6 protein-coding genes and 1 other RNA gene are annotated in these 6,241 nt (G+C 73.0%); all 7 read right to left on the reverse strand.

What is annotated here, in order from left to right; all coding sequences use genetic code 11:
• A partial coding sequence (locus AC0CYZ_RS19255; RefSeq protein WP_472218232.1) for a hypothetical protein occupies positions 1-1,332 on the reverse strand: 1,332 nt, incomplete at its 3' end.
• 188 nt (positions 1,333-1,520) lie between these two features.
• Positions 1,521-1,899: a transfer-messenger RNA gene (gene ssrA, locus AC0CYZ_RS19260) on the reverse strand.
• Between the two features lie 56 nt (positions 1,900-1,955).
• Positions 1,956-2,888 carry an amidohydrolase family protein gene (locus AC0CYZ_RS19265; protein WP_472218234.1) on the reverse strand — a complete coding sequence of 311 codons (933 nt, stop codon included), beginning with the start codon at positions 2,886-2,888 and terminating at the stop codon, positions 1,956-1,958.
• 1 nt (position 2,889) lies between these two features.
• Positions 2,890-3,432: an SsrA-binding protein SmpB gene (gene smpB, locus AC0CYZ_RS19270; RefSeq protein WP_472218236.1), complete on the reverse strand. Its 543-nt coding sequence runs from the start codon at positions 3,430-3,432 to the stop codon at positions 2,890-2,892.
• 16 nt (positions 3,433-3,448) lie between these two features.
• Positions 3,449-4,354, reverse strand: coding sequence for a permease-like cell division protein FtsX (gene ftsX, locus AC0CYZ_RS19275; protein WP_472218238.1), 906 nt, complete (start codon positions 4,352-4,354; stop codon positions 3,449-3,451).
• Between the two features lie 13 nt (positions 4,355-4,367).
• A complete protein-coding gene (gene ftsE, locus AC0CYZ_RS19280) occupies positions 4,368-5,057 on the reverse strand; it encodes a cell division ATP-binding protein FtsE (protein WP_472218240.1) in 690 nt (229 codons plus the stop codon).
• A gap of 70 nt (positions 5,058-5,127) precedes the next feature.
• On the reverse strand, positions 5,128-6,241 hold a 1,114-nt coding region (gene prfB, locus AC0CYZ_RS19285), incomplete at its 5' end, for a peptide chain release factor 2 (RefSeq protein ID WP_472218242.1).

Raw genomic sequence — 6,241 nt, forward strand, 5'->3', positions numbered from 1 at the left:
CTCCACCGCGGCCCGCGACGGCGCACCGGAGACCGCAGCGCGACGCGCCGCGACCCCGACGTACCCGGACCCGGACCCGGACGAGCCCCCGGTCCACGTCCCGCCGGTCCCGCCCGCGGGCGCTCCGGCGTCGTCGACGCGCGGCACGAGGGGCGGCGGGGCGACCGCCGACGGCGCGACGGCCCCGATCTCCGCCTGGGCCTCCGAGCGGACGGGGTGGGACTCCCCCGCCCAGATGACCAGACCGGAGGCGAGCGCCAGCGCGGCGGTCGCGGCGCCGAGCACCCCGGCGCGGCGGGCCCGGCGGGTGCCCGGTCCGATCACGGTGAACGGGACGACGCCGCCGGTGCCGCCGGCGCGCACGGCGGGTCCGGCGGCCAGCGCGGCGGGGACGACCGCGTCCGGGGACGTCGGGTCGGTGGCCGGGCTCTCGGACCAGGAGGCGACCACCGGGACGAGCCGCGCCGGCTCCGCGGGGACCTCGTGGGCCGCCACGCCCCGCCCGACGCGGGCGAGCTGCTCGGAGAACCGGGCGGCGGTCGGCGGCTGCGGGGAGTCGACCTCGCGCAGCAGGGCGGCCAGCGGCGTCGCCGGGTCGTCGTCGCGGGCCGTGGGGAGGGTGACGGCCGCGGGGTCGTCACCGCCCGTGGTCGCGGCCGCGTGCTCGAGGATGCCGGCGAGGACGGCGGCCAGGGCCCGCACGTCGGCCGCGCGCCGGGCGGCCGCGCCGTCGTCGTCCGCCTCGGGGTCGACCACGGGCAGCGGGCCGCTCAGGGACGCGGTGAGCCCGACGAGCCAGGCGTCGGTGTGGGCGCGGTCGACCAGGACGCTCGCCGCGCCGATGGCGCCGTGCTCGACGCCGTGGGCGTGCGCGTGGGCCAGGGCCGACGCGAGCTGCGCACCCATGCGGGCGACGGCGGGCTCGGCGATCGGGCCCTCGCGCAGCACCACGGCCAACGGCTCGCCCGCGACGTTCTCGAGGACGAGCGTGCTCTCGGTGCCCGGGGCGAGCCCGTCAACGTCGTAGATCTCGAGCAGGTGGGGGTGGTGCAGCCGGGCGAGGTGGCGGACCTGCTCGATGCGCTCGGAGAGCACGTCCCCGGTCGCCGGCGGGAGGGTGACCAGCCGCACCTCGCGCCCGAGCACCTCGTCGACCCCGTGGACCGCGGCGTCGTCGACCCCGAGGGCCAGCGCCACCGTCGGCGGGTCGACCGGGGCGCGCCGCGTCCCGGCGTCCTCCGTGATCGGATCGGGACGCTGCGTGAGCGCTTCGGGGAGTGGGTCACCGTCCGGGCCGGACCTGGTCTCGTCGACCGGTGCCTGGGAGGTCACGACCGCTCCCCCTGCCTCCTCTGCGTCGAGCAGTGCCGGACGGCGTCGCTCGTACGAGTGATGATATTACCCGGCAGGGTGGGCGGTCCACGGATCCCGAGACGCAGCGCACCTGAGTCCGGATCTCCGCCTCGACGCAGCCCGGACACGACGACGGCCGGGGAGCGTAGGCTCCCCGGCCGCCGTGGGGGTGGAGGTGCCGGGAATCGAACCCGGGTCCTCCGAACACTCGTCAGGACTTCTCCGTGCGCAGTCTGCTGCGTCTCTGCTCGGGTCCGCCGGTCGCGCAGACACGCCGGCGTGACGACCCCAGTCACTGTTCGATGTCCCGCCGGACCCCGTGACCGGGCCCGACGGTGGAGTCTCCTAGCTGATGCCGACTACCGGGCCGGAGACGAGCCCGGGTCGACAGACCTCACTCCCTGCTGTCAGGCAGCAAGAACGAGGTCGCGCTGAGTACTGTTCTCGGCGCTTATTTCTTTGCGACGGGTGGTTTGCGAGATCATCGTCGCCTTCCTCGGCACGCTTCTCCTGATCAAACATCCGGAGTCGAAACCAGTCACCCCCTTCTCCCGCCGACTGCGCGGCAGGACTGTCGACTATAACGCCCGGGACACCCGCGATCATCCGCACCCGAGCAGCGCGGCCGGCGCGTCGTGCAGCACCGAGCGCAGGAACGCCTCGCCCAGCCGGTCGTCGGCGGCGGCCCAGCCCCGGATCGCCTCGAGCTGGCGCCAGTAGGCGTACGGGATGTTGGGGAAGTCGGTGCCCAGCACCACGCGCCCGGCGCCGGACAGGTCGGCCAGCCGGGCCGGCCAGTCGCGGGGCAGCGGCGCGAACTCCTCGGTGAACGGGGTCCCGACCATCGTCGTGTCGAGCCGCACCGCCGGGTGGCGCTCGAGGAGGGCCAGCGCGGCGTCGTAGTCGGGCAGGCCGGCGTGGGCGAGCACCAGCGGCAGCCGCGGGTGCCGGTCCATCACCTCACCGATGATCTCGATCCCGGTGTGGCGTCCCGGGATCGGGCCGTCCCCGCAGTGCGCGACGACGGGGATCCCCGCCTCGGCGAGCAGGCCCCACGCCGGGTCGAGCAGCGGGTCGCGCGGGTCGTACCCGCCGACCTGCACGTGCGCCTTCACCAGCCGGGCGCCCCGCTCGAGCGCGTCGCCGAGGTAGGTCGTCACCGACTCCTCGGGGAAGAGCGTGGCGGTCGGCACGGCCTCGCCGACCTCGGCGGCCCAGTCCAGCGCCCAGCCGGTCAGCCACGCGGCCATGTCCGGCTTGTGCGGGTAGACCAGCGGCGCGAACGTCTCGACGCCGAACGAGCGCAGCCGGGCGAGGCGCTCGTCCTCGGGGAGCTTGTAGTGGATCGGCCAGTCGTAGCCGTAGTGGGACACGGCGTCGTCGAAGTAGGCCCAGACCTTCGCCAGCATCCGGTCGGGCAGGAAGTGCACGTGCACGTCGACCAGCCCGGAGGCGCCGTCGGGGCCGAGCCCCAGCGACCGGACCCAGCCGGCCACGTCGTCGTCACAGGTCAGGGGCGTGTCGAGGGGCGACACGTCACCAGCCCTTGATCCGGCGACCCACGATCCGCTCCGCCTCGCGCTTGGCGTCCCGCTCGGCCATGGCCTGGCGCTTGTCGTGGCTCGCCTTGCCGCGCACCAGGGCGAGCTCGACCTTGGCGAGCCCGCCCGCGAAGTAGATCGACAGCGGGACCAGGGTCAGCCCGCCCTCGCGGGTCTTGCCGATCAGCCGGGAGATCTCCTCGCGGTGCAGCAGCAGCTTGCGGTGCCGGCGCGGCTCGTGGTTGGTCCAGCTGCCGAAGTCGTACTCCTGGATGTGCAGGCCGCGCAGCCAGACCTCGCCGTCGGTCACCGTCGCGAACGCGTCCGCGAGCGACACGTGCCCGGCCCGCAGGCTCTTCACCTCGGTGCCCTGCAGCGCGATCCCGGCCTCGTAGACGTCGAGGATCGAGTAGTCGTACTTCGCCTTGCGGTTGGTCGCGACGATCTTGCGTCGCTCCTCGGGGCGGTTGGAGGACGCCTTCTTGCCGGCGCGCTCCTTCGCGCGCCCCGAGTCGGTCGGGACGGCCGTCTTCGCCACCGGGGTGACCTCCTCGTCAGTTGCGCACGTACAGGCGCAGGGTGACATACCCCGTCGCCGTCGCGATGGCCGCTCCGACGACCACCAACAGTGGTGCAACGAACAACAGGACGTCGCTCATCCCGACCGCGGGGATCGCGTTGGAGATCAGCCGGCCGCTCAGCAGCCGGTCGATGAAGAAGAGCTTGCCGAGCACCAGTCCCCCGGTCGCCAGGACCGCGCCGATGACGCCGGTGATCACGGCCTCGATCAGGAACGGCACCTGGGTGTACCAGCGGGTGGCGCCGACAAGCCGCATGATCCCGACCTCGGTGCGCCGGGTGAAGGCCGAGACCTGGATCGTGTTGGAGATCAGCAGCAGGGCGGCCAGCGCCTGGATCGAGGCGAGCCCGAAGGCGGCGTTGCGCACGCTCGCGAGGAACGTGAACAGGTCCTGCACCAGGGCGCGCTGGTCGACGACGTTGCGCACGCCGGGCCGCCCGGTGTACTCGGAGACGATCGCGTCGCCGCGGGTCGGGTCGCGCAGGGTCACGCGCAGCGTCGCCGGCAGGCTCTGCGGGCGGACCAGCTGCAGGATCGACTGGCCCGCGTAGATGCGGAGGAAACGCTGATAGGCCTGGTCCCGGCTCTCGTAGGAGACGGCGGCGACGAGCGGGTCGGCCTGCAGCTGGTCGCGCAGCCCGGTGCACGTCGGGCTCGTGCAGTCCGCGTCGCCGGCGCTGGTCGGCTCGTCGAGGGCGACCTGGACGGCGAGCTGGGAGTAGTAGAGGTCCTGGGTGCGGTCGATGGTCCGCACGGCGAGCAGCCCGGCCCCGAGCAGGCCGAGTGAGATCGCCGTCGTCAGGACCATCGCCACGCTCATGGTGATGTTGCGGCGCAGCCCGGCGAGGGCCTCGCGCCAGACGAAGGCCAGGCCGTTCACGCGGCGCTCCCGGTCACCGGGTGGCCCCGTAGACGCCGCGGGCGTCGTCGCGGGCGAGCTTGCCGAGGTGGAGCTCGACGACGCGGCGGCGCATGGCGTCGACGATCTGCCGGTCGTGGGTGGCCATGACGATCGTGGTGCCGGTCCGGTTGATCCGGTCGAGCAGCAGCATGATGTCGTCGCTGGTCTCGGGGTCGAGGTTGCCGGTGGGCTCGTCGGCGAGCAGCACCAGCGGCCGGTTCGCCAGCGCCCGCGCGATCGCGACCCGCTGGGCCTCCCCGCCGGAGAGCTCGGCCGGCATGCGGTCGCCCTTCCCGGAGAGCCCCACCAGCTCGAGGACCTCGGGCACGACCGCACGGATGGTGTGGGCGGACTTGCCGGTCACCTCGAGGGCGAACGCGACGTTCTCCGCGACGGTGCGGTCGCCCAGCAGCCGGAAGTCCTGGAACACGCAGCCCATGCGCTGGCGCAGCTTCGGCACCTTCCGGTTCGCCAGGCGGGCCACGTTCCAGTTCGCGACGAACACGTTGCCGCTGGTCGGGCTCTCCTCGCGCAGCAGCAGCCGCAGGAGCGTGGACTTGCCCGACCCGGAGGGCCCGATAAGGAACACGAACTCGCCGGGGTCGACGTCCATCGACACGTCGTCGAGGGCCGGCCGCACGGACGTCGGGTAGAGCTTGCTGACGTGTTCGAGCCGGAGCACGGGGCGCGATGCTACGTGGCGGAGTCGATCTTCCCGGACGGGCTAACCCCCTGCCGGGGAGTGCGCGGGGCTAGGCGGCGACCTCGCTCTGCTTGCGCCACCGGATGCCGGCGTCGAGGAAGTCGTCGATGAAGCCGTCGAGCACCTGGCTGGTCTGCGAGGTCTCGTGGTTGGTCCGCAGGTCCTTGACCATCTGGTAGGGGTGCAGCACGTAGGAGCGCATCTGGTTGCCCCAGCTCGAGCCGGAGTCCTTGAGCGAGTCCAGCAGCGCGCGCTCCTCCTCCTTGCGGCGCGCCAGCAGCTTCGCGGCGAGCACGGCCATCGCGGAGGCCTTGTTCTGCAGCTGCGAGCGCTCGTTCTGGCAGCTCACGACGATGCCGGTGGGCAGGTGGGTGAGCCGGACCGCCGAGTCGGTGGTGTTGACGCCCTGCCCGCCGGGGCCGCTCGAGCGGTACACGTCGACGCGCAGGTCCTTCTCGTCGATCTCCACGTGGTCGGTGGACTCGACGACGGGTGCGACCTCGACGCCGGCGAAGCTCGTCTGCCGGCGGCCCTGGTTGTCGAACGGCGAGATGCGGACGAGCCGGTGGGTGCCCTGCTCGACCGACAGCGTCCCGTACGCGTAGGGCGCCGTGACCTTGAAGGTGGCGGACTTGATGCCCGCCTCCTCGGCGTAGGAGGTGTCGTAGACCTCGGTCGGGTAGCCGTGGCGCTCGGCCCAGCGCAGGTACATCCGCATGAGCATCTCGGCGAAGTCCGCGGCGTCCACCCCGCCGGCCTCGGCCCGCACCGTGACCAGCGCGTCGCGCTCGTCGTACTCGCCGGAGAGCAGCGTGCGGACCTCGAAGGCGCTGATGTCGCGGTGGAGGTCGGCGCGCTCGCGGTCGGCCTCGACCGTGAGCTCGTCCGAATCGGTGCCCGACTCCTCGTCGGCCATCTCGTAGAGCGTCGAGAGGTCGTCGAGCCGCGAGCGCAGCGACTCCGCCTTCTTGAGGTCGGCCTGCTTGTGCGTGAAGTCGCTGGTCAGCTTCTGCGCGGTCTCGACGTCGTTCCACAGGTCCGGGGCCGCGACCTGCGTCTCGAGCTCGGCCACCTGGCGCCGCAGACCGTCGAGGTCCATCGCCGCCTCCACGCTGTCGAGGCTGGCGGCGAGGTCCTTGAGTTCGGTCGCGGTCGCATCGTCC

The organism is Actinomycetospora sp. (assembly GCF_055612215.1).